Origin of the sequence: Streptomyces sp. AM 2-1-1 (genome assembly GCF_029167645.1) — a bacterium.
In the GTDB taxonomy this organism is placed as follows: domain Bacteria; phylum Actinomycetota; class Actinomycetes; order Streptomycetales; family Streptomycetaceae; genus Streptomyces.
In genome coordinates this window covers 1741756-1762134 of the sequence record NZ_CP119147.1, presented here as the reverse complement: position 1 = coordinate 1762134, position 20379 = coordinate 1741756, and the positions used below count along the sequence as shown (strand labels likewise).

General features: G+C 71.1%; 13 protein-coding genes. 11 read left to right on the top strand and 2 right to left on the bottom strand.

Translation table 11 applies throughout. From position 1 onward, the window contains the following. Positions 1 to 84: 84 nt before the first annotated feature. The gene (locus PZB77_RS07355; protein ID WP_275491767.1) at positions 85 to 2706 is read right to left on the bottom strand and encodes a SpoIIE family protein phosphatase; all 2622 of its coding nucleotides are present in this window, start codon (positions 2704 to 2706) and stop codon (positions 85 to 87) included. Positions 2707 to 3169: 463 nt separating this feature from the next. Between PZB77_RS07355 and PZB77_RS07350 the strand changes: the two genes are divergently transcribed. The 11 genes from PZB77_RS07350 (at position 3170) to PZB77_RS07300 (ending at position 19571) form a co-directional block, all read left to right on the top strand. Further along, positions 3170 to 8599 (top strand): HAMP domain-containing protein, encoded by a 5430-nt coding sequence (locus PZB77_RS07350; protein WP_275491766.1) that lies wholly within the window; start codon positions 3170 to 3172, stop codon positions 8597 to 8599. Positions 8600 to 8890: 291 nt separating this feature from the next. Continuing rightward, positions 8891 to 9565 (top strand): response regulator, encoded by a 675-nt coding sequence (locus tag PZB77_RS07345; protein WP_275491765.1) that lies wholly within the window; start codon positions 8891 to 8893, stop codon positions 9563 to 9565. 139 nt (positions 9566 to 9704) lie between these two features. Continuing rightward, a complete protein-coding gene (locus PZB77_RS07340; protein WP_275491764.1) occupies positions 9705 to 12479 on the top strand; it encodes a DNA translocase FtsK in 2775 nt (924 codons plus the stop codon). Between the two features lie 234 nt (positions 12480 to 12713). Further along, entirely contained in the window at positions 12714 to 13514 is an 801-nt protein-coding gene (locus PZB77_RS07335) for a helix-turn-helix domain-containing protein (protein WP_275491763.1), read from the top strand. Positions 13515 to 13704: 190 nt separating this feature from the next. Next, entirely contained in the window at positions 13705 to 15183 is a 1479-nt protein-coding gene (gene rimO, locus PZB77_RS07330; protein WP_275491762.1) for a 30S ribosomal protein S12 methylthiotransferase RimO, read from the top strand. Next, positions 15180 to 16091, top strand: coding sequence for a CDP-diacylglycerol--glycerol-3-phosphate 3-phosphatidyltransferase (pgsA, locus tag PZB77_RS07325; RefSeq protein ID WP_275491761.1), 912 nt, complete (start codon positions 15180 to 15182; stop codon positions 16089 to 16091). Before rimO ends, pgsA begins: the two co-directional genes overlap by 4 nt. Beyond that, positions 16088 to 16597, top strand: a complete 510-nt coding sequence (locus tag PZB77_RS07320) for a CinA family protein (RefSeq protein WP_275491760.1) — start codon at positions 16088 to 16090, stop codon at positions 16595 to 16597. Before pgsA ends, PZB77_RS07320 begins: the two co-directional genes overlap by 4 nt. A gap of 109 nt (positions 16598 to 16706) precedes the next feature. Beyond that, on the top strand, positions 16707 to 17090 hold the full coding sequence (locus PZB77_RS07315) for a helix-turn-helix transcriptional regulator (RefSeq protein WP_275491759.1): 384 nt from the start codon (positions 16707 to 16709) through the stop codon (positions 17088 to 17090). A gap of 301 nt (positions 17091 to 17391) precedes the next feature. After that, positions 17392 to 17862, top strand: a complete 471-nt coding sequence (locus PZB77_RS07310; protein WP_275491758.1) for a DNA starvation/stationary phase protection protein — start codon at positions 17392 to 17394, stop codon at positions 17860 to 17862. Between the two features lie 217 nt (positions 17863 to 18079). Beyond that, positions 18080 to 18862, top strand: coding sequence for a nucleotidyltransferase domain-containing protein (locus PZB77_RS07305; protein ID WP_275491757.1), 783 nt, complete (start codon positions 18080 to 18082; stop codon positions 18860 to 18862). 421 nt (positions 18863 to 19283) lie between these two features. Then, complete coding sequence (locus PZB77_RS07300; RefSeq protein WP_275495948.1) at positions 19284 to 19571, top strand: hypothetical protein; 288 nt, start codon at positions 19284 to 19286, stop codon at positions 19569 to 19571. Here PZB77_RS07300 and PZB77_RS07295 read toward each other — a convergent pair. Next, the gene (locus PZB77_RS07295; protein WP_275491756.1) at positions 19547 to 20350 is read right to left on the bottom strand and encodes a DNA-formamidopyrimidine glycosylase family protein; all 804 of its coding nucleotides are present in this window, start codon (positions 20348 to 20350) and stop codon (positions 19547 to 19549) included. The genes PZB77_RS07300 and PZB77_RS07295 overlap by 25 nt on opposite strands. Between the last annotated feature and the right edge of the window lie 29 nt (positions 20351 to 20379).

Genomic DNA, 20379 nt, shown 5'->3' with positions numbered 1-20379 from the left:
CGGCAAAGAAGGCCCCCACCATTCGGTGGGGGCCTTCTTGCTTTTCCTGGCCGCCCGAGGGCGGCCAGGACGGTCAACCTTCGGTCAGAGGTTCTGGGGCTCCGGGACGCGCATGGCGAGGATGGCCATGTCGTCCGAGGCCGGCTCGGCGGCGAACCGCTCCACCGCCCGCAGGACCCTCGCGGCCACCGCACCGGCCGTCAGGCCCGTGCAGTTGGCGAGGACCTCCGCCAGACCGTCGTCGCCCAGCATGCGGGTGCCCTCGCGGCGTTCGGTGATGCCGTCCGTGACGCAGAGCAGCACGTCGCCCGGGGCGAGCGTGATCTCCTCCTCGTACAGTTCCAGGTCCTCGATGACGCCGAGGAGCGGCTGTGGCTCGGCGGCGGCCTGGACCGATCCGTCCTGGCGGAGGCGGAGCGGCAGGGGGTGACCGGCGCACACCACCTTCAGGACGGCACTGCCGTCCTCCTGGGGGCGGAGCTCCCCGTACAGCAGGGTGAGGAAGCGGCTGCGGGAACCCTCGTCGAGGATGGCCGCGTTGAGCCGCTCCAGTACCGCCGGGCCGCTGAAGCCCTCGCGGGCCAGCAGGCGCAGGGCGTGCCGGGCCAGGCCCGTGACGGCCGCGGCCTCGGGGCCCGTACCGCAGACGTCGCCGATGGCGAAGCCGTAGACGCCGTCGCGGATCGGGAAGACGTCGTAGAAGTCGCCGCCGACCTCGTTGCCCTCGCCGGCCGCCCGGTAGATGACCTCGATCTCCAGGTTGGGCACCACGGGCTGACTCGGGGGCAGCAGGCTGCGCTGGAGGGCCTGGCTGATGGCCGTGCGCTCGGAATAGAGACGGGCGTTGTCCAGCGCGAGGGCGGCCCGGCGGGAGAGGTCCTCCGCGAGCTCCAGGATCTCCTGGCGGAAGTGGTCGTCCGACGGCTTGCCCAGCGTCAGCATCCCGATGACGCGGTTGCGGGCGACGAGGGGCACCACGACCGTCTCCCCACCCACCGCCGCTGCCGTGGCGAGCGTCGTGCGGGTGGAGTTCGCCATGCTCAGCGGGGCGTCGTCGCTCAGGCTCCGCATCGAGGTGCGCAACGCGGCCTCGTGGGCCGCCTTGGCCGGGGCGCCCCACACACGGGCACCCGGGGACGGCACCGGGTCCGGCGGATCGATACGGGAGAGCAGTGCTTTGATCCCGTCGATCAGATCCTCGTCCTCGTGCAGGACGAAGGAGAGGAACGGGTCCGAGGAAGGGTCCGCGATGGTGTAGACGGCGCACCAGGTGGCGAGCTTCGGCACGGTCATCTGGGCCATGAGAGCCAGCGTCTGGTCCCGGTCCAGTGTTCCCGCGAGCAGGTCGGACGCCTCAACGAGGAAGGAGAGGGAGCCCCTGCGCAGACGTTCCAACTCGCCCAGGCGGGCCGACTCGACGGCGAGCGCGATGCGGTCGGCGGCGAACTGGAGACGCAGCGCCTCTTCGTTGGTGTACCGCCCGGGCGCCTCGGTCGCGACGCCCAGCGAGCCGGTGAGGCGGCCCTCCACCTTCAGCGGGACCGTCACCACCGAGCGCATACCCGTGCCGCCCAGCAGCGGCACGGCTCCCTCCACGGCCATCAGGTCGTCGTGGACGGCCGGCATCCGGGCGGAGCCGTAGCGGCCCGCGCCCGCCTCGACGGGGACCCGGGCGAAGCGCTGGCGGGCGGAGGGCAGGCCGGTGGTGGCGCGGACTTCGAGTTCCGTCTCGTCGTCGGTGGCCAGGAGCAGGAAGGCGGCGTCCGCGTCGAGCATGTCCCGGGCGCGCTCGACGGTGCGCTGGAGCAGCCCGTCGAGGTCGTCGGGGGCGGGGGAGCCGATGAACACCTCGAAGGGGTCCGCCGAACGGCTCTCGCCGTCGCCGACCGGTGCCCGTACCGGGCTCTGCAGCACGGCCCGTTCGTCGTCGCGGACCATCAGGCAGACCGTGGACGGAGAACCGCCGGTGTCCCGGACCCGCAGGTGCGAAGCGTAGACGGGGACGACCCGCCCGTCCGCGCACCGGAAGCCGTAGCTCCCCTCCCACCGGGAGAGCTGGAGGGCGGCGGCGATGCCGGTGCTGGTGCCGGGGGTCTGCGGCCAGGCGGCGAAGTCGGTGAGCTGCTTGCCGACGACCTGCTCGGGGGCGTACCCGAAGAGGAAGGAGGCGTCCTCGTTCCACGAGTCCACGGCACCGGAGGTGTCGATCTGCACCACGGCGACCCGGACGCGCCGGTCGGCGACCGGCAGGCTCTCGACGGGAAGCAGCGGGCCGGCGGAGCGGATGCCGACCGGCCGGTCGGGCAGGTCCAGCTGGAACCAGACGTGTTTGCGGGTGGGGGTGTACTCCACGCCCCAGCGGGCCGCCAGGGCGGCGCAGAGCAGCAGCCCCCGGCCACTCTCCCGGTCGGGGCTGCCGAAGTCGACCGCCGTGCTCTGGAGCGGGACCTCACGCTCGGGGTAGTGATCGGCGACCTCGACGCGCACCCCGTCCTCCGCGCGCAGGCACAGGACGTCCGCGGCCGTACCCGCGTGCACCACCGCGTTGGTCACGAGTTCGCTGGTGAGGACGACGGCGTCGTCGATGAGATCGGTGTAGCCCCATCCCTGGAGCGTGTCCCGGACGAAGGCGCGCGCCGTCGCGACCGAACGCCCGGCAGGCTCGAAGGTGGCGGCCGCCCGCGCGGTGATCACTGCACTCCCCATATGGTGTCGCGTCGCTTCCCCGAGTCCAGAGCCCGTATGTCGCCGCTTCGATCCGCCGGAGCCGTCCGTCGCGTCCCTGGTGGTGGGCGACGGACCGGTGGCCGGCCCTCCGCCAGGCTAGACGCTCGCCGGGGCCGCCGGGTACACGAGGCCGGACTTCACCCCGGACGGGGGGAATGGCGCAGGCGGGCGCACGGAAGCCGTTCCTGCGGGCGTCACCCGGGAGGGACGGAGGCCGGACGGACCACATCGGTCCCCTCGGGCGGGGTCCGGCCTGGTACGTTTCAAGGATTTGACGTCCCCATGGGCACTCGTCGACGGTGTGCTGTGGCGGTGAGGTGCCTCGGGACTGGGAAAGCTCCCAGAGTCACCCGAGCGAAACGGTCAACCCTGCGGGAGGGACACGGTGGAGTCTGACGTGGCGGCGCGGGGTTCAAGCACGCGTACAAGAGGCGGACAGCCCGTGAAAAATCAGCGTCAAGGAACTGTCGAGGTGGACGCGGCAGCTCTGAACAGACTGCTCGCCGCTCTGCTCGCGATGCGTGACGGCAACTTCCGCAGACGGCTCACCGTCACCGGCGAGGGCCCTCTGACGGAGATCGCCGCCGTCTTCAACGAGGTCGCCGACCGCAACCTCCACCTCACGGGTGAACTCGCCCGCGTCCGGCGGGTGGTCGGCCGGGAGGGGAAGCTCACCGAGCGGCTGGAGACCGGTGCCTGCGAGGGTTCCTGGGCCGCCGCGATCGACGCGTCCAACGACCTGGTCGACGACCTCGCGCGTCCCGTCTCCGAGGTCGGCCGGGTGCTGTCCGCGGTGGCGGAGGGCGATCTCGACCAGCGGATGGAGCTGCGCTCCCACACCGCGGACGAGACGGTACGGCCACTGCGCGGCGAGTTCCTGAAGGTCGCCCGTACGGTCAACAACCTCGTCGACCAGTTGTCGGCGTTCACCGAGCAGGTGACGCGGGTCGCGGTCGAGGTGGGGACCGAGGGCAAGCTGGGCGGCCAGGCGCAGGTGCGCGGCATGTCCGGCTCCTGGAAGGACCTCACGGACTCCGTCAACACGATGGCGTACCGGCTCACCGCCCAGGTGCGGGACATCGCGCTGGTGACGACGGCGGTGGCCAAGGGCGACCTGTCGCGGAAGGTCACCGTCCATGTGTCCGGGGAGATGCTCCAGCTGAAGAACACCGTCAACACGATGGTGGAGCAGCTATCCTCCTTCTCCTCCGAGGTCACCCGGGTCGCCCGCGAGGTCGGCACGGAGGGCGAGCTCGGCGGCCAGGCCACCGTGCCCGGCGTCGCGGGGGTGTGGAAGGACCTCACCGACTCGGTCAACACCATGGCGGGAAACCTCACCAGCCAGGTGCGCGGCATTGCCGAGGTGACGACGGCGGTGGCCAACGGCGACCTGTCGCAGAAGGTCACCGTGAGCGCGCGCGGCGAGGTGGCGCAGCTCGCCGAGACGATCAACCAGATGACCGAGACGCTGCGCACCTTCGCGGACGAGGTGACCCGGGTCGCCAGCGAGGTCGGTGGCGAGGGGCTGCTCGGCGGCCAGGCCCAAGTGCCCGGCGCCGCGGGGACCTGGAAGGACCTGACCGACTCGGTCAACACCGTCTTCCGGAACCTGACCACCCAGGTGCGCGACATCGCGCAGGTGACGACGGCGGTGGCCAGCGGGGACCTGTCGCAGAAGGTCACCGTGGACGTGGCCGGGGAGATGCTGGAGCTGAAGAACACCGTCAACACGATGGTGTCGCAACTCCAGTCCTTCGGTTCCGAGGTGACGCGGGTCGCGCGGGAAGTCGGGGTGGAAGGCAGGCTGGGCGGCCAGGCGGAGGTGCCCGGGGCCGCCGGCACCTGGAAGGACCTCACCGACTCCGTCAACACGGCGTTCCGCAACCTCACCGGCCAGGTGCGCGACATCGCGCAGGTGACGACGGCGGTGGCCAACGGCGACCTGTCGCAGAAGGTCACCGTCGATGTCGCCGGGGAGATGCTGGAGCTGAAGAACACCGTCAACACGATGGTGTCGCAGCTCTCCTCCTTCGCCGACCAGGTGACCCGGATGGCGCGTGACGTGGGCACCGAGGGGCGCCTCGGCGGTCAGGCCCGCGTCGACGGTGTCTCCGGTACGTGGAAGGAGCTCACCGACTCCGTCAACTTCATGGCGGGCAACCTCACCGACCAGGTCCGCCAGATCGCCCAGGTGACGACGGCGGTGGCGCGCGGTGACCTGTCGCAGAAGATCGACGTGGACGCGCGCGGCGAGATCCTGGAACTGAAGAACACCATCAACACGATGGTCGACCAGCTCTCCGCCTTCGCGGAACAGGTGACCAGGGTCGCCCGCGAGGTGGGTACGGACGGCCGGCTCGGCGGCCAGGCGCAGGTGCCCGGTGTGGCGGGCGTGTGGCGCGATCTGACCGACTCGGTGAACGGCATGGCCGGCAACCTCACCGCCCAGGTCCGCAACATCGCGCAGGTCGCCACGGCGGTGGCGCGCGGTGACCTGTCGCAGAAGATCGACGTGGACGCGCGCGGCGAGATCCTGGAGCTGAAGAACACCCTCAACACGATGGTCGACCAGCTCTCGAACTTCGCGGAGCAGGTGACCCGGGTGGCCCGCGAGGTGGGTACGGAGGGCATGCTCGGCGGTCAGGCCGAGGTGCAGGGGGTCTCCGGTACGTGGAAGGACCTCACCCAGTCCGTCAACGGCATGGCCAACAACCTCACCCTGCAGGTGCGGAACATCGCCGAGGTGACGACGGCGGTGGCCAAGGGCGACCTGTCGAAGAAGATCACCGTCGACGCCAAGGGCGAGATCCTCGAACTGGTCACGACCGTGAACACCATGGTCGACCAGTTGATGAACTTCGCCGACGAGGTCGCCCGGGTGGCCCGTGAGGTGGGTACCGAAGGCATCCTCGGCGGGCAGGCCCGGGTGCGCGGCGCGACGGGCATCTGGAAGGACCTCAGCGACAACGTCAACCTGATGGCCAACAACCTGACCAGTCAGGTGCGCAACATCTCCCGGGTCTCCTCGGCGGTCGCCAACGGCGACCTGACGAAGAAGGTCACCGTCGAGGCGCGCGGCGAGGTCGCGGAGCTGGCCGACACCGTCAACACCATGGTGACGACGCTCTCCTCGTTCGCCGACGAGGTGACCCGGGTGGCCCGCGAGGTGGGCACCGAGGGCATCCTCGGCGGCCAGGCACGCGTCCCCGGCGTCTCGGGGACCTGGAAGGACCTCACCGAGTCGGTGAACTCGATGGCCTCCAACCTCACCGGACAGGTGCGGCAGATCGCGACGGTCACCACCGCCATCGCCAAGGGCGACCTCACCAAGAAGATCGACATCGACGCGCAGGGCGAGATCCTGCAGCTGAAGGACACCATCAACACGATGGTCGACCAGCTGTCGTCGTTCGCCGAGCAGGTGACCCGGGTGGCCCGCGAGGTCGGTACCGAGGGTCAGTTGGGCGGTCAGGCCCGGGTGCGGGACGTCGACGGCACCTGGCGCGACCTCACCGAGTCGGTGAACGAGATGGCCGGGAACCTCACCCGGCAGGTGCGGGCCATCGCCGCCGTCGCCACCGCGGTGACGCGCGGCGACCTCAATCTCAAGATCGACGTGGACGCGGCCGGCGAGATCCAGGTGCTGCAGGACAACATCAACACGATGATCGCCAACCTGCGCGACACCACCCTCGCCAACAAGGAGCAGGACTGGCTGAAGGGCAACCTCGCCCGGATCTCCGGCCTGATGCAGGGCCGCCGCGACCTGGACGACGTCGCCTCGCTGATCATGAGCGAGCTGACCCCGGTCGTCTCCGCCCAGCACGGCGCGTTCTTCATGGCGATGGCGGCGGGCGACACCGACGAGGTGGGCGCGGACGGGGGCGACGAGGACGCGTACGAGTTGCGCATGCGAGGGAGTTACGGGTACTCGGCGGGCTCGATGCCGACCTCCTTCCGGCCCGGCGAGTCGCTCATCGGCACCTCCGCCTACGAGAAGCGGACGATCCAGGTGGACAGCGCGCCGCCCGCCTACCTGAAGATCTCCTCCGGACTCGGCGAAGCGCCCCCGGCCCACGTGATCGTGCTGCCGGTCCTCTTCGAGGGCAAGGTCCTCGGGGTGATCGAACTCGCCTCGTTCCAGCCCTTCACCCAGATCCAGCAGGACTTCCTCAACCAGCTGGCCGAGATGATCGCCACGAGCGTCAACACCATCAGCGTCAACACCCGCACGGAGAAGCTGCTGGAGCAGTCGCAGGAGCTGACCGAACAGCTCCGGGACCGCTCCGAGGAGCTGGAGAACCGGCAGAAGGCCCTCCAGGCCTCCAACGCCGAACTCGAGGACAAGGCCGAGCTGCTGGCCCGGCAGAACCGCGACATCGAGCTGAAGAACACCGAGATCGAGGAGGCCCGGCAGGTCCTGCAGGAGCGCGCCGAACAGCTCGCCGTCTCGATGCGGTACAAGTCGGAGTTCCTGGCGAACATGTCGCACGAGCTGCGGACCCCGCTCAACTCCCTGCTGATCCTGGCCAAACTGCTCGCGGACAACGCGGAGGGCAACCTCTCGCCCAAGCAGGTGGAGTTCGCCGAGACGATCCACGGGGCCGGCTCCGACCTGCTCCAGCTGATCAACGACATCCTCGACCTCTCCAAGGTCGAGGCCGGGAAGATGGACGTCAGCCCGACCCGCATCGCGCTGGTCCAGCTGGTCGACTACGTGGAGGCGACCTTCCGGCCCCTCACCGCCGAGAAGGGACTCGACTTCTCCGTACGCGTCTCGCCCGAGCTGCCCGCCACCCTCCACACCGACGAGCAGCGCCTCCTGCAGGTGCTGCGCAACCTGCTCTCCAACGCGGTCAAGTTCACCGACGGCGGGGCGGTGGAGCTGGTGATCCGCCCGGCCGGACCGGACGTCCCGAACGCCATCCGGGAGAACCTGCTGGAGACGGGATCGCTGCGGGACGCCGACGCCGACCTGATCGCCTTCTCGGTCACCGACACCGGGATCGGGATCGCGTCCAGCAAGATGATGGTGATCTTCGAGGCGTTCAAGCAGGCCGACGGCACCACCAGCCGCAAGTACGGCGGCACCGGCCTCGGCCTCTCCATCAGCCGGGAGATCGCGCGGCTGCTGGGCGGGGAGATCCACGCGGCGAGCGAGCCGGGCCGCGGTTCCACCTTCACCCTCTACCTCCCGCTGCGCCGCGGTGAGGCCCCGGCCCAGGGATACCCGCAGCCGGGCCAGGGCGGAATCGAACTGCCCTCCGCCGACGGGGAGTACGGGTCTCCGGCGGGCTCGGCTCCGCTGGGCGACCCGGCCAACTCCGCCGGGGTGTTCCGGCGGCGGCGCCAGGCTCTCGGCGATCCGCGCCGCCGTCCGGCGCTCCCCGCGCCCGACCGGCCCGGTGCCGGGGCGGCCGCTGGAGTGGAGAACGCCGCGCAGGAGGAGTGGGTCCAGGGGGCGCAGACGCCCGCGGCCCGCAAGACCTTCCGGTTCCGCGGCGAGAAGGTGCTGATCGTCGACGACGACATCCGCAACGTCTTCGCCCTCACCAGCGCCCTGGAACAGCACGGACTCTCGGTGCTCTACGCGGAGAACGGCCGCGAGGGGATCGAGGTGCTGGAGCAGCACGACGACGTGGCAGTCGTGCTGATGGACATCATGATGCCCGAGATGGACGGGTACGCGACGACGACGGCGATCCGGCGGATGCCGCAGTTCGCCGCCCTGCCGATCATCGCGCTGACCGCGAAGGCCATGAAGGGCGACAAGGAGAAGGCGCTCGACTGCGGTGCCTCCGACTACGTCACCAAACCGGTCGATCCGGACTACCTGCTGGGCGTCATGGAGCGGTGGATGCGGGGCGAATGATCCGGCCACGATGTCCGGGAGGGCGGCGGGGGAGCGGTGCCGTCGGCCCTCCCCGGACACCGCGGCCAGCCTTTCCCGCACTTTCCGCGTGCGGGGGAAGTGTGGAGGTGCCCGATTGCGGGAACTTTCTGAACTCCCGCCGCGTTCTTGATATGTGCACAGTGACATCGCGGTGACAGGGTGTGGCGACGGCCGGGGTGCGGCTACGATGACCGGCACAAGACGGACGGCGAATCAGAGCCGTTCCCTGGGGCGGCACCCGGTGCGACGCCGGGATGAGGAGGGCGGGCCATGATGCAGAAGGCCAAGATCCTCCTGGTCGATGACCGGCCGGAGAATCTGCTCGCGCTGGAGGCCATCCTCTCCGCGCTGGATCAGACGCTGGTGCGGGCATCGTCAGGGGAGGAAGCGCTCAAGGCGCTGCTCACGGACGACTTCGCGGTCATTCTGCTCGACGTCCAGATGCCGGGCATGGACGGCTTCGAGACGGCGGCGCACATCAAGCGCCGCGAGCGGACCCGGGACATCCCGATCATCTTCCTCACCGCCATCAACCACGGCCCGCACCACACCTTCCGGGGTTACGCGGCCGGTGCCGTCGACTACATCTCGAAGCCGTTCGACCCCTGGGTGCTGCGCGCCAAGGTGTCCGTCTTCGTCGAGCTCTACATGAAGAACTGCAAGCTGCGCGAGCAGGCGGCCCTGTTGCGGGCCCAGCTCGACGGCGGCCGGTCCGGCGAGGACCGCGAACCCGCCGGGCTGCTCGCCGAACTCTCCGCACGGCTCGCCGCGGTGGAGGAACAGGCCGAGGCGCTCTCCAAGCAGTTGGACGACGAGTCGGCCGACGCGGCGGCGGTGGCCACCGCCGCCCATCTCGAACGGAAGCTGACCGGCCTGCGGCGGGCGCTCGACGCGCTGGAGCCCGGCACGACCGGCTCCCCGGGCATCCTGCCCTCGCCGAACTGATCCCACCCCGCCACTCACCCTCCCCGCACCCGCGTCCCGCGGTGAGACGACGTCAGTTCGTCGCGTCCGCAGGCCGACACGGTCGGGTGAACCCGACGGGCACGTGTACGGACGCGCCGGCACCGGTAACCTCGGCACCATGGCTTCACGTACGTCCGGCAAGGGTTCCCAGGGCACGGCGGGCACCGCCAAGAACGTCGGCCGTACTCCGGCGCCGGCGAGAAAAGCCGCGCCCGCCAAGAGGGCCCCGGCCGGCAGACCGGCGCCCCCGCGCAAGGCGCCCGTCAAGAAGGCGGTGGCCAGGAGGCCCGCGCCGAAGCCCGTCGCGCCTCCCGTCAACGGGGTGTTCCGGCTGGTGCGTGCCGTCTGGCTGGGCATGGCGCACGGCGTGGGCGCGCTGCTCCGCTCCATAGGGCGTGGCGCCAAAGGGCTCGACCCGGCCCACCGCAAGGACGGTCTGGCACTGCTGCTGCTGGGACTCGCACTGATCGTCGCCGCGGGCACCTGGTCGAACCTGCGCGGCCCCGTCGGCGACCTGGTGCAGATGCTGGTGACCGGGGCGTTCGGCCGGCTCGACCTGCTCGTGCCGGTTCTGCTGGGGGCGGTCGCCGTGCGGCTGATCCTCTATCCGCAGCGGCCGGAGGCCAACGGACGGATCGTCATCGGCCTCTCCGCGCTGGTCATCGGTGTCCTCGGCCAGGTCCACATCGCCTGCGGCAGCCCGGGACGCGGGGAGGGCACGGAGGCCATACAGGACGCGGGCGGTCTGATCGGCTGGGGCGCCTCCACCCCACTCGTCTTCGCCATGGGCGACGTCCTCGCCGTTCCGCTGCTGCTCCTGCTGACGGTGTTCGGCCTCCTCGTCGTCACGGCCACTCCGGTCAACGCGATTCCGCAGCGGCTCAGGCTGCTCGGGGTGAAGCTGGGCATCGTCGCCTCCCCGGTACCGGAGGACGGCTACGAGGGGTACGCGGACGACGAGCGGTACGACGACCAGTGGCGCGAGGCGCTTCCCGGCCGGACGCGCCACGCCCCCGGGCGAGGTCCCGCCGGGGTGTACGACCCGAAGGACGCGGAGACCGAGGCGCCGGCCAGGCGTCGCAGGCCCCGGCGGCAGTCGGCGCAGCCCGGGGCGAACCGGCCGATGGACGCCGTCGACGTCGCGGCGGCGGCCGCAGCAGCCCTGGACGGAGCGGTGCTCAACGGCATCTCGCCCTCACCCGTCGTCGCCGACCTCACCCACGGCGTGGCCGACCGCGACCGGACGGGGGAGCGGACCCCCGTGCCCGGTGCGCGTCCCTCCGAGGTCACCGGCCGGGAGCGGACCGGGCGCGGGCCCGCCGGTGCTCCGCCCGCCGGCGTACCGGATCTGACCAAGCCCGCGCCGGAGCAGACCCGGGCACTGCCCGCCCGGGCCGAGCAGCTCCAGCTCTCCGGTGACATCACCTACGCGCTGCCCTCCCTCGACCTGCTGGAGCGCGGTGGCCCGGGCAAGACGCGGAGCGCCGCCAACGACGCGGTGGTCGCCTCGCTGACCAACGTCTTCACCGAGTTCAAGGTCGACGCGGCCGTCACCGGCTTCACCCGGGGCCCGACGGTCACCCGCTACGAGGTGGAGCTCGGGCCGGCGGTGAAGGTCGAGCGGATCACCGCGCTCACCAAGAACATCGCCTACGCGGTCGCCAGCCCCGACGTCCGGATCATCTCGCCGATCCCCGGCAAGTCGGCGGTCGGCATCGAGATTCCCAACTCGGACCGGGAGATGGTCAACCTCGGTGACGTGCTGCGCCTCGCGGACGCGGCCGAGGACGACCACCCGATGCTGGTCGCGCTCGGCAAGAACGTCGAGGGCGGCTACGAGATGGCCAACCTCGCGCAGATGCCGCACGTGCTGGTGGCGGGGGCGACGGGCTCCGGGAAGTCGTCCTGCATCAACTGTCTGATCACCTCGATCATGGTCCGGGCCACCCCGGAGGACGTCCGTATGGTCCTCGTCGACCCGAAGCGGGTCGAGCTCACCGCCTACGAGGGCATCCCGCACCTGATCACGCCGATCATCACCAACCCGAAGAAGGCGGCGGAGGCGCTCCAGTGGGTGGTGCGGGAGATGGATCTGCGCTATGACGACCTCGCCGCGTACGGTTTCCGGCACATCGACGACTTCAACCGGGCGGTGCGCGACGGCAAGGTGAAGGTGCCCGAGGGCAGCGGGCGCGAGCTCTCCCCGTACCCGTACCTGCTGGTCATCGTGGACGAGCTGGCGGACCTGATGATGGTCGCGCCGCGTGACGTGGAGGACTCGATCGTCCGCATCACCCAGCTGGCGCGCGCCGCCGGGATCCACCTCGTGCTCGCGACCCAGCGGCCCTCCGTGGACGTGGTCACCGGTCTCATCAAGGCCAACGTGCCCTCCCGGCTGGCGTTCGCGACGTCGTCGCTGGCGGACAGCCGGGTCATCCTGGACCAGCCGGGCGCCGAAAAGCTCATCGGAAAGGGTGACGGCCTGTTCCTTCCGATGGGGGCGAACAAGCCGACCCGCATGCAGGGGGCCTTCGTCACCGAGGACGAGGTCGCCGCCGTCGTCCAGCACTGCAAGGACCAGATGACCCCGGTCTTCCGCGACGACGTGGTGGTCGGCACGAAGCAGAAGAAGGAGATCGACGAGGACATCGGCGACGACCTCGACCTGCTCTGCCAGGCGGCGGAGCTCGTCGTCTCGACGCAGTTCGGCTCGACCTCGATGCTCCAGCGGAAGCTGAGGGTCGGGTTCGCCAAGGCGGGCCGGCTGATGGACCTGATGGAGTCACGGAACATCGTCGGCCCCAGCGAGGGGTCGAAGGCCCGCGACGTGATGGTGAAACCGGAAGAGCTGGACGGGGTGTTGGCGCTGATCCGCGGGGAAACAGCTCCCTGACGGTCACGGAAGTGTCGCGGAAGGGCTTTCACGGCGGAACGGGGGCAACCGTTTCCCGCGGCCGTACGTCAAGTTCACGTGGAGGGTGCGGCCCGGCCGCTCCCGCCATTCGGCCCAAGGGGTTGTCCGGCGGACCCGATGGCGTACAAAGTCGTCGCGCCCGGTTGCCCCACCCTTTCGCACCCCCCCTAGACTGAACATCCAGCAGGTGGCTCACGCTCGAAAGGCGCCCCCGTGTCCATCGGCAACTCCCCCGAAGACGACCGGCCTTCGATCGGTCGTGTGCTTCAGCAGGCGCGTATCGCCGCAGGTCTGACGGTCGAAGAAGTCAGCAGCTCCACCCGGGTGCGCATCCCCATCGTGCACGCGATCGAGGACGACGACTTCTCGCGCTGCGGCGGCGACGTCTACGCGCGCGGTCACATCCGGACCGTCGCGCGTGCCGTCGGCATCGATCCGGAACCTCTGGTTCAGCAGTACGACGCCGAACACGGCGGCCGTCCTGTGCCCACGCCCGCGGCTCCGCTCTTCGAAGCGGAACGCATCCGATCCGAGCCCCGGCGGCCCAACTGGACCGCGGCCATGGTCGCGGCCATCGTCGCCGTCGTCGGTTTCGTCGGATTCACCCTCTTCAGCGGTGAGGACGAGGGAACCAGTACCGCCCATGTGGCCGAGGGCTCCTCGCCCGACAAGGCCACGGCCAAACCGACCCCCACCAAGCCCGCCGACCCCAAGCCCGTGCCGTCGGAGAGCGCCATCGCGGCGGCTCCGCTGGACAAGGTGACGGTCAAGCTCAGCGCCACACAGGGCAAGAGCTGGATCTCCGCCAAGGACCACAGCGGGCAGACACTCTTCGACGGACTGCTCCTGCAGGGTCAGTCGAAGACGTTCCAGGACGAGGAGCGCGTCGATCTCGTCCTCGGGAACGCCGGCTCCATCGAACTCTTCGTGAACGGGAAAAAGGTCGAAGACCAGTTCGAATCTGGACAGGTCGAGCGGCTTTCGTACACGAAGGGTGACCCCGAGGCGGGCTGAGAACACCCCGCCTCACGTACACGTGCCTACCCGATCACGACGAGCGCCCGGCCCACGCGGCCGGGCGCTCGCCGCGTTCTGGCCCGTCCGCGCGCGGGAGCGGCGTCGACTCCGGCGCGATGGAGGTGACTTTGGGTAGCGGGAACCCTGCGCGGCGGGGGGTCCGCTGCGACGAAGTAGTCTTGATTCCATGCCCGAACGCCGTACCGTCGCCCTCGTCACGCTTGGCTGCGCCCGTAACGAGGTGGACTCGGAGGAGCTTGCAGGCCGCTTGGCAGCGGACGGCTGGGAGCTCGTCGAGGACGCCTCCGACGCGGATGTCGCCGTCGTCAACACCTGCGGCTTCGTCGAAGCCGCCAAGAAGGACTCCGTCGATGCCCTCCTCGAAGCCAATGATCTGAAGGATCACGGCAGGACCCAGGCCGTCGTCGCTGTCGGCTGCATGGCCGAGCGCTACGGCAAGGACCTGGCCGAAGCGCTGCCGGAGGCGGACGGGGTCCTCGGATTCGACGACTACGCCGACATCTCCGACCGGCTCCAGACCATCCTCAACGGCGGTATCCACGCCTCGCACACCCCGCGCGACCGGCGCAAGCTCCTCCCGATCAGCCCGGCCGAACGGCAGGACGCCGCCGTGGCCCTGCCCGGCCACGCCCAGGAGATCGCCGCCGCCCCCGCGGACCTTCCGGAAGGCGTCGCTCCGGTCTCCGGACCTCGCGCCCCGCTGCGCCGCCGGCTGGGCACCAGCCCCGTCGCCTCGGTGAAGCTGGCCTCCGGCTGCGACCGCCGGTGCACCTTCTGCGCCATCCCGTCCTTCCGCGGCTCCTTCATCTCCCGCCGCCCCTCCGACGTGCTGGGCGAGACCCGCTGGCTCGCCGAGCAGGGCGTCAAGGAGGTCATGCTGGTCTCCGAGAACAACACCTCCTACGGCAAGGACCTCGGCGACATCCGCCTGCTGGAGACCCTGCTGCCCGAGCTCGCCGACATCCACGGCATCGAGCGCATCCGGGTCAGCTACCTCCAGCCCGCCGAGATGCGCCCCGGGCTCATCGACGTCCTGACCTCCACGCCGAAGGTCGCCCCCTACTTCGACCTCTCCTTCCAGCACTCCGCTCCCGGCGTGCTGCGCGCCATGCGCCGCTTCGGCGACACGGACCGTTTCCTCGAACTCCTGGACACCATCCGCGGCAAGGCCCCGCAGGCCGGCGCCCGGTCCAACTTCATCGTCGGCTTCCCCGGCGAGACCGAGGCCGACCTCGCCGAACTCGAGCGCTTCCTCACCGGTGCCCGGCTCGACGCGATCGGCGTCTTCGGCTACTCCGACGAGGAGGGCACCGAAGCGGTCGGCTACGAGAACAAGCTCGACGCCGACACCATCGCCGAACGCCTCGCCCACATCAGCAGGCTCGCCGAGGAACTCACCTCGCAGCGTGCCGAGGAGCGGGTGGGCGAGACCCTCCAGGTGCTCGTCGAGTCCGTGGGATCCGAGGAGGACGGCCCGGTCGCGTTCGGCCGTGCCGCCCACCAGGCACCCGAAACGGACGGACAGGTGGTCTTCACCACACGCGAAGGGCTCGTCCCGGGCCTTATGGTCGAGGCGAAGGCAGTGGGCACCGAGGGCGTCGACCTGGTGGCCGAACATCACACACTCTCGGAGGCGGCCAGATGACGGGAGCCCCGGCATCCGCGACAGGCGGTTCCGGCGCGACACAGGTCCGCGGCGGCAAGCTGGGCACCGCGGCCGTCAATCAGGCCAGCCTCTGGAACATCGCCAACATCCTCACCATGCTCCGGCTCCTGCTGGTGCCGGGCTTCGTGATGCTGCTGCTGGCGAACGGCGGGGACGACCCCGCCTGGCGCTCCTTCGCGTGGGCGGCCTTCGCCGTCGCGATGATCACGGACCTGTTCGACGGCCACCTCGCGCGGACGTACAACCTGGTCACCGACTTCGGGAAGATCGCCGACCCCATCGCCGACAAGGCGATCATGGGTGCCGCGCTGATCTCCCTGTCGTGTCTGGGCGACCTGCCGTGGTGGATCACCGGCGTGATCCTCTTCCGGGAGCTGGGCATCACGCTCATGCGGTTCTGGGTGATCCGGCACGCGGTGATCCCGGCGAGCCGGGGCGGCAAGCTGAAGACCCTGGCCCAGGGGACGGCCGCCGGAATGTACGTACTGGCCCTCACCGGCCCCCTGGCCACCCTCCGCTTCTGGGTGATGATGGTCGCCGTCGTGCTGACGGTGGTCACCGGTCTCGACTACGTACGCCAAGCGGTCTCGCTGCGCCGCAAAGGGCTGGCGGCCGAGCGGGTCGCGGCGCTGGAAGCGGTCGCTCTGGCGCTGGACCCGCACGCGAACGCGGACGCCGACGTGGCCGGCTCCGCGGAGCCGGTGGGCGCCGCGGGTGGAGCCGTGGCCGCGGCTGCTGCCGGTGACCCGGTGGTCGCCGGAGGGGAGGCCGTTCCGGGCCGGGCTCCGGTGGCCGCGGCCCACCACGACCTCCCCGGTGTGGCGGCGAAGACCGGCGGCGACGCCCCGGGAGCCGTGGTGGGAGACCCCGCGGAGGCCGAGAGGTGACGGCCGCCGCCCGGGTATTGCGGCAGCTCGTGGAGCGCGGTGAGACCCTCGCCGTGGCCGAGTCCCTGACCGGTGGCCTGGTCGCGGCGGAAATCACCTCCGTGCCGGGCGCGTCGCGAGCCTTCCGGGGATCCGTGACCGCCTACGCGACTCCGCTGAAGCACCGGTTGCTGGGGGTCGACCCGGGTCTGCTCGCGGAGCGCGGGGCGGTGGACTCCGACGTCGCCCGCGGTATGGCGTCGGGGGTGCGCGCGGCGCTCGGCGCCGACTGGGGCATCTCGACGACCGGGGTCGCCGGGCCCGAACCCCAGGACGGGCAGCCGGTGGGCACGGTCTTCGTCGCGGTCGCGGGACCGCGTGGACTCGGTAAAGTCACGGCACTGCGGTTGAACGGCGACCGGACGGACATCCGTAGAGAGAGCGTGCTCGGCGTCCTGGAACTGCTCTCCGGCGAACTCGCGGAAGACGCGGGGACACAGGATACGGAACAGAACGGGGGGAATTGATGTTTGCAGCCCTGAGAGAACACGACATCGCTCCCCGCACGGCCGCAGCGCTTAGCGGTACGGTGGGGCGTGAAGGATGCGGCTACGCGGTCCGAGGAGGGAGCCACCGATGATTCTGCTCCGTCGCCTGCTGGGTGACGTGCTGCGTCGGCAGCGCCAGCGCCAAGGCCGTACTCTGCGCGAAGTCTCCTCGTCCGCCCGGGTCTCGCTCGGCTATCTCTCCGAGGTGGAGCGGGGGCAGAAGGAGGCATCCTCCGAGCTGCTCTCCGCGATTTGCGACGCGCTTGACGTACGGATGTCCGAGCTCATGCGTGAAGTGAGCGATGAGCTGTCACTCGCCGAACTCGCCGAGTCGGCGGCAGCCAGTGATCCGGTCCATGTGCCGGTACGCCCCATGCTCAACTCCGTCTCCGTGGCTTCGGTGGCGGGTGTGCCGGCGGGACGGGTGACGATCAAGGCGCCCGCGGAAGCGGTGGATGTCGTCGCTGCCTGAACCGCGCGGTCCGGTGACAGTGAACCCCGGTCGGCCCCTCGTGGGCCGGCCGGGGTTCCGTCATGTGCGGGCCGGGGCCGACGGGTGCGGTGGAGACGCGTGCGGCAGTTCGCCGGGTGTGCGGCGCGGTGCGCGGGGCACACGGAGAACGAGGCTGCGGGATGGTCGCTTTGTCGCCTTGTGTGCCATCGTGGATGGCGTGCTGACAGCGGCTGTCGAACCAGCCGACGCAACCGCCGGCGCGACGGGAGCAGGCCCCCTGCGGGTGGCCCCCTGGACGCTGACAGAACGGAGAGAGTGCATGTCTGTCGTGAAGAGCCCGCTTTCCGATGCCGACCTCAAGACGGTGGGCGAAGCGCTCCAAGGCGCCCTGGTCGACCTGGTCGACCTCTCGCTGGCCGCCAAGCAGGTCCACTGGAACGTCGTCGGTCCGCGCTTCCGCTCCGTGCACCTGCAGCTCGACGACGTCGTGGACACCGCCCGGCAGCACTCCGACACGGTGGCCGAGCGCGCCTCCGCAGTCGGCGTCAACCCGGACGGCCGGTCCGCCACCATCGCCCGTACGACGGCCATCGACGTCGTACCGGACGGCTGGATCAAGGACGCCGACGCGGTGAAGGTCCTCGTCGACGCCCTGGAGATCGTGATCGGCCGGATGCGGCAGCGCATCGAAGTCACCGCCGACCCCGATCCGGTGAGCCAGGACATCCTGATCGCCGTGACGGCCGACCTCGAGAAGCACGCCTGGATGTTCCAGGCGGAGAGTGCCTGAGCAGGCTCAGCGCCTGCGCGCACGAAGGGCTCGTCGAGCCCCGGACCGCGCGGGAGTGGCCGAAGGCCCCGATTCCGGAACATCCGGATCGGGGCTTTCCCGCGTCCGTCCGGCCCCGGCCCTTCCGCCGGGCGGGACGGGGGCCGGTGGGACAGGCGGGACCGCGTGCCGACCCCGGCCTTGTCGCACCCGTCCTCCCCGGGGCAGGGTGTGGCGCATGGACGACTCCGCCACCCTGGCGCTCATCGATCGTTTCCTGCGCGGGATCAGGGAGGTCCTGCCGGGAGTCACCCTGTGGGCCCACGGCTCCCTCGCCGGCGGTGACTACCGGCCCGGCCGCAGCGACCTCGACCTCATCGCCGTCACCGATCTGCCCCCGACCCCGCAGCAGGAGCGGCGGCTGGCAGCGGTGCACCACGCGGTCGCCCACGGTGATCCCCTGGCGGCGAAGCTGCACTGCAGCTACGTCGCGGTGCCCGAGTTGGCGGACACGGCGCTCACCCACACGACGTGGGCGCACGAGGAGCTGACACGGCGGTCCGTCACCCCGGTGACCCGGCGCGAACTCGCGTCGTTCGGGGCCGTCCTGCACGGGCGGCCCGTCGCCTCCGTGCTGCCGCCGGTGACCGACGAGGAGCTGGCGGAGTTCATCCTCGGCGACCTGGAGGGCTTCTGGTTGCCCGCGCTCGACCATCCCGATCACACCGAGTACATGCGCCACGACATCTGGGTCGACCTCGCCCTGCTGACACCGGCCCGGGCGGCCGTCACGTTGCGGACCGGCCGGCTCATCACCAAGGGCGAGGCACTGGAGGTCCTCCGTTCGTGGGACGCGCCGCCGGAGGTGGTGGCCGACATCGAGGAGCGCCGGTACGGATCCCCCGCACCGGCCACCGAGGGGTGGACCGTCCGCCGGGGGCGGCTGGCGCGTGACTTCGCGAGGACAGCCGTCGGCGGGCTGATCGCCGAGTTCCGGCCGGGAACCGGTACACACCCGTGAGCGGCGACGGCTGGGCGCGCGGCGGCATCGTGGGGGGCGTGTGCGGTGCACCGCCCGGCACGGACCGCCCGTCCCCCTCCGGCGGGCCGCACGCGGGCCGCACGCGGGTCAGCGTCGCCTTCGATGGGATCCGGGCCCGGCGGCCCTGACCGGGCCTCGTACCGCGGCCCGCGGCCGGCGGCGCGAGGCCCTGCGGCGCGCCTGCCGTCGCCTCTGGATGCAGCGTGCCCGGTCCCGGGGCAGACTGCCGGAGGAAGGACCTGGCCGGGCGGGCCGGTCGCGGTCGCGGGGTGCCGGCGTGAGACCTCACCCCGGGGCGGCGGTCACCCGTCCACCGCTGACGCGGGCCGGGCATCGGCCGGAGGAGGCCGCGGTGATACGGAGACGGGTGCGGCCGGCCTTGATATCCGCCGGCCTCCTCATATGCGCCGGCACCGGCGTCGGCGTGTGGTGGTGGGCCGTCCTGCGGCTCGTCCTCGACCCCGGGCAGACCGGAGCGGTGGAGGGAGCGGTGGCCGCGGGCGGCTGGGGGCTGAGCCTGCTGCCGGTCCACGCGGCTGCCGCGGGACCGACCGGCAGGCGCCTCCGCGGCCGGTGGTGGCGCGGAACCCGGCGCGGGGGGCGGCCTTGTTCCGGGCGCGGGAGACACCCGAGCGGTGGCGAGCGGGGGGAAGAGGAACGGGCTCAGCCGGGGACGGGGCCCTCCTGACAGCGGGGGCACCAGTACGTGGGGCGGTCGTCCTGGTCCGCCTTGCGGATGGGGGTGCCGCAGCGGAGACAGGGGCGACCCGCGCGCCCGTACACGTACACCGGCTCGCGGGTGCGGCTGAGGGCGGCGATCCGGCCGGTGGTGGTGCGGGTGGAACGGTCGCGGTTCTCGTCCAGCAGCCGCTCGGCGGCGCGCACGATGCGGGGGAGCAGGGCCGGGGGCAGTTCGCCGACCGACAGCCAGGGCGTGACGCGGGCCAGGAAGCAGAGCTCGCACTTGTAGACGTTGCCGATCCCGGCCAGGTTGCGCTGGTCGAGGAGGGCCTCCCCGAGAGGGCGGTCCGGGGCGGCGAGCAGATTCCCCAGGGCCTTCCCCGGGTCCCAGTCGGGCCCCAGCAGGTCCGGCCCCAGATGGCCGACCACCCGGTCCTCGTCCGGGGTGCGCAGAAGCTCCAGCACGGGGAGGCGGTACCCGACGGCGGTGTGGTCGGCGTTGCCGAGCACGGCCCGGATCTCGTACGCGGGACCGCCGCGCCACCGCTCCCCGGGGGCGAAGATCCGCCAGGCGCCGTCCATCCGCAGATGGCTGTGGAGGGTGAGGCCGCCCTCCAGCCGGGTGAGGAGGTGCTTGCCGCGCGGCGTCACGTCGAGGACGGTGCGACCGGTCAGATCGGCGGTCGCGAACCGGGGCACCCGCAGATCCGCGTGGGTGAGGACGCGTCCGGCGAGCGCCGCGTGCAGATGCTTCGCCGTGCGCGCGACGGTGTCTCCTTCGGGCATGCCTCCATCATGCGGCAGCACCGCCCCGC

Excerpts from the sequence above, each read along its gene's own strand:
- PZB77_RS07355 (WP_275491767.1), bottom strand. The coding sequence starts at position 2,706 with ATGGGGAGTGCAGTGATCACCGCGCGGGCGGCCGCCACCTTCGAGCCT.
- PZB77_RS07345 (WP_275491765.1), top strand. The coding sequence starts at position 8,891 with ATGATGCAGAAGGCCAAGATCCTCCTGGTCGATGACCGGCCGGAGAAT.
- PZB77_RS07340 (WP_275491764.1), top strand. The coding sequence starts at position 9,705 with ATGGCTTCACGTACGTCCGGCAAGGGTTCCCAGGGCACGGCGGGCACC.
- rimO (WP_275491762.1), top strand. The coding sequence starts at position 13,705 with ATGCCCGAACGCCGTACCGTCGCCCTCGTCACGCTTGGCTGCGCCCGT.
- pgsA (WP_275491761.1), top strand. The coding sequence starts at position 15,180 with ATGACGGGAGCCCCGGCATCCGCGACAGGCGGTTCCGGCGCGACACAG.
- PZB77_RS07315 (WP_275491759.1), top strand. The coding sequence starts at position 16,707 with ATGATTCTGCTCCGTCGCCTGCTGGGTGACGTGCTGCGTCGGCAGCGC.
- PZB77_RS07310 (WP_275491758.1), top strand. The coding sequence starts at position 17,392 with ATGTCTGTCGTGAAGAGCCCGCTTTCCGATGCCGACCTCAAGACGGTG.
- PZB77_RS07305 (WP_275491757.1), top strand. The coding sequence starts at position 18,080 with ATGGACGACTCCGCCACCCTGGCGCTCATCGATCGTTTCCTGCGCGGG.
- PZB77_RS07295 (WP_275491756.1), bottom strand. The coding sequence starts at position 20,350 with ATGCCCGAAGGAGACACCGTCGCGCGCACGGCGAAGCATCTGCACGCG.